Source organism: Pseudomonas sp. FYR_5, assembly GCF_043106315.1.
Classification (GTDB): Bacteria; Pseudomonadota; Gammaproteobacteria; order Pseudomonadales; family Pseudomonadaceae; genus Aquipseudomonas; species Aquipseudomonas putida_Y.
Genome location: NZ_JBICMK010000089.1, coordinates 1 through 2,832, shown reverse-complemented (window position 1 = coordinate 2,832; position 2,832 = coordinate 1). Strand labels below are relative to the sequence as shown.

At 56.3% G+C, this 2,832-nt stretch carries 3 protein-coding genes and 3 tRNA genes; all 6 read right to left on the bottom strand.

Annotated elements, in window-relative coordinates; genetic code table 11:
• Positions 1-128: 128 nt before the first annotated feature.
• A tRNA-Thr gene (locus ACF8RA_RS16905) sits at positions 129-204 on the bottom strand.
• A gap of 29 nt (positions 205-233) precedes the next feature.
• A tRNA-Gly gene (locus ACF8RA_RS16900) sits at positions 234-307 on the bottom strand.
• 24 nt (positions 308-331) lie between these two features.
• A tRNA-Tyr gene (locus ACF8RA_RS16895) sits at positions 332-415 on the bottom strand.
• 152 nt (positions 416-567) lie between these two features.
• Complete coding sequence (locus tag ACF8RA_RS16890; protein ID WP_176684321.1) at positions 568-993, bottom strand: hypothetical protein; 426 nt, start codon at positions 991-993, stop codon at positions 568-570.
• Positions 994-1,000: 7 nt separating this feature from the next.
• Entirely contained in the window at positions 1,001-1,750 is a 750-nt protein-coding gene (locus ACF8RA_RS16885; protein WP_176684320.1) for a pantothenate kinase, read from the bottom strand.
• Positions 1,740-2,699 carry a bifunctional biotin--[acetyl-CoA-carboxylase] ligase/biotin operon repressor BirA gene (birA, locus tag ACF8RA_RS16880; RefSeq protein ID WP_176684319.1) on the bottom strand — a complete coding sequence of 320 codons (960 nt, stop codon included), beginning with the start codon at positions 2,697-2,699 and terminating at the stop codon, positions 1,740-1,742. The genes ACF8RA_RS16885 and birA overlap by 11 nt, the downstream gene beginning before the upstream one ends.
• Between the last annotated feature and the right edge of the window lie 133 nt (positions 2,700-2,832).

Below are 2,832 nucleotides of genomic sequence, written 5' to 3'. Positions count from 1 at the left end.
GTGCCGACGTTAACGTGGGGAAGGGAACGATCAAACTTTTCCTTAGCCATCGATACAATCCTCCGCAGAAGAAATAGTCTTGCGCTGATAAAACAAAGGCAGATATTTTCATATCTGCCTTGTTTATATGGAGCTCTTGAGCGGACTTGAACCGCTGACCTCACCCTTACCAAGGGTGTGCTCTACCAACTGAGCTACAAGAGCGAAACACTTTGTGCAAAATCCGGCAAACTTGGAGCGGGTAGCGGGAATCGAACCCGCATCATCAGCTTGGAAGGCTGAGGTTCTACCACTAAACTATACCCGCGGAGCTTGCGGCTCTCGCTAAAACTGGTGGAGGGAGAAGGATTCGAACCTTCGAAGCTCTCGCAACGGATTTACAGTCCGTCCCCTTTGACCGCTCGGGAATCCCTCCAGATGTGGCCGGCATTCTATTTGTCTGCCGCCCTAGTGTCAAGCGTTTTTTCAAATTTTTTCAATCAAATCTGAAACTTAGCTGCTTTGACACCGCTTCCAGCTCTACCACCTAAGTGGTGTTCCCTGTGAAGCGGGCGCCATTCTATCAAGCTATTCGCCAGTTGCAATACCCTGGCAGAAAATAATTTTATGTTTTAAGTCTTTGAAATCATTGGAAAGAGCCTGAAGCACCGTTTGGTCCAGCAAACGCTCGCTTTCCGGAGCAACCTTGAGCCAGCGACCATCCACCCCAGGCAACTGCCCTACGACCGGCAAGGTGGCAATATCCAGACTCAGCAGGCGTTGACGCAGCGCATCCAACTGCACCCGCCCCATCACACCCCCGACTACCAGGCACTCATCACGACGCTTGGGCGGTGCGGACACGCCAGTTTCACGCAACAGACGGATTTCTTGCTGATTCCCCTTGTACAGCGACAACGGGGCGACTTCCTTGACCTTCAGCGGGGCTTCCTGCTGATGCCATACGTAATAAAAGACGTTAAGCACCAGTAACAGCAGAAACAACCAGCGCATAGGCACCTCAATCCAATGGGCAGGCCATTGCCAGGCCAACGAAAACCAGGTCAGGCACGACACGCGCCTGCGGCAAGGCTTCCCTCACCAACGGTGCATCACCGCCAGTGAGGAACACAGTGAAATCCTCACCCCAGAGCACACGAGCCTGCTCGAGCTGGGTGTAGGCAAAGCCCCGGAGCATCAATACGCAACCGCGCTCTACCGCTTCGACAGTCGAGCGACCTGGCGACAAACTGGTCAATGCGCGCTCCGCGGAGGCATCGTCGTAGCGGATACGACGGGTGTGAGTACGCAGCTGGCTACGCATCAACGGCATACCCGGGCAGATGTAACCTCCCAGATGCTCGCCGTCCGCGGACACGAAGTCCGCTTTTGCTGCGGTCCCCAGGTCAATCACCAGGCACGCGCCTTTGGCCAGGTGAAACGCACCCAGCGCCGCCAGCCAACGATCCATACCCAGGCGCTGATAGTCGTCATAACCATTTCGCACACCAGCCATTTCACGGACCGGGTGGGCCACTCGCGCCTGCACGGCAAATGCCTGAGCAATCACCGCGCAAAGCGCATCGGTTTCATCTTCGCTACGCACACTCACAATACGGCAACCCGTAAGGTGCACTGACGCGAGCGCAGCCACTTCGGCCACCAGCGCCTGGTCGGAATCGACGATCCCGCCACCTTCAATCACAGCATCGGCGACATGGATCACCCGCCACTTGATGAAGCTGTTACCGCAATCGAGCTCAAGAATCATCACGCAACCTCAAACTGAGCTCACCACCACTGAAGCTCTTTTCCATCCCGTCCACCTCAAGGCGCAAACCACCCTGCCCGTCGACGCCAAGAACCACACCATCAATACGTGTACTACCAGCAATGAGCGAAACATTGCGACCCTGCCACAAGTGTGCCTGCTCCCACTCCTCCTGGAATGCGGCAAAGCCGTATCGGCGATGGCGCGCCAATTCGTGCTGCAACTGCTGGCTGAGCAGCGCTACCAAGTGATTACGATCTATGGCTGCCCCTACCTCACGCCGCATAGAGGTCCACTGCTGATCGACCTGGTCGTTTACCTGCATGTTTACATTGATACCAATGCCTAGCACTACATGACAGACATCTGCAGGATCGCCCACCAATTCCAGGAGAATCCCAGTGATCTTCTGCCCACGAACCAACACATCGTTAGGCCATTTAAGCCCGACATCCTTTACCCCGAACGCCTGCAAGGTGCGCATTACCGCCAACCCCACCACCAAGCTCAACCCCTCAAGCTGACGCATGCCCCCATCGACACGCAGCACCAGACTGTAATAGAGATTTTCAGCAAATGGGCTGACCCACTGCCGGCCGCGCCGACCGCGCCCAGCACTCTGACGCTCGGCGAGAACCAGGAATGGAGCCGCCTGCCCTTCAGCGGCAAGGCGCAAGCCTTCGGCATTGGTCGAATCGATGGTTTCGTGGATGAATACCGGCCACTGTTCACCCACGGCAAACCCGGCGATTGCCTTCGCCTCGAGCAAAGCCAGTGGCGCGGCCAACTGGTAACCGCGGCCACGAACCTTGTGAATGGTGAGGTTCAGCTCACTTTCCAGATGCTGCAGCTGCTTCCAAACTGCGCTGCGACTCACCCCCAGGGCTGCCCCCAGAGCTTCTCCGGAATGGAACCGACCATCCTTGAGGAGATTCAACAACTTCAGCATGCCAGTCTCGACTTGGAATAAGGCAGGCATGATAGCCATGGGCTGTTGGCTTGCATAGGAAAAGGGCCTGCAGGAGGGGCTGCGCATCGCAATCACAGAGTGAAACACTGCCAGGCCTGGAATTTTCAGCCCC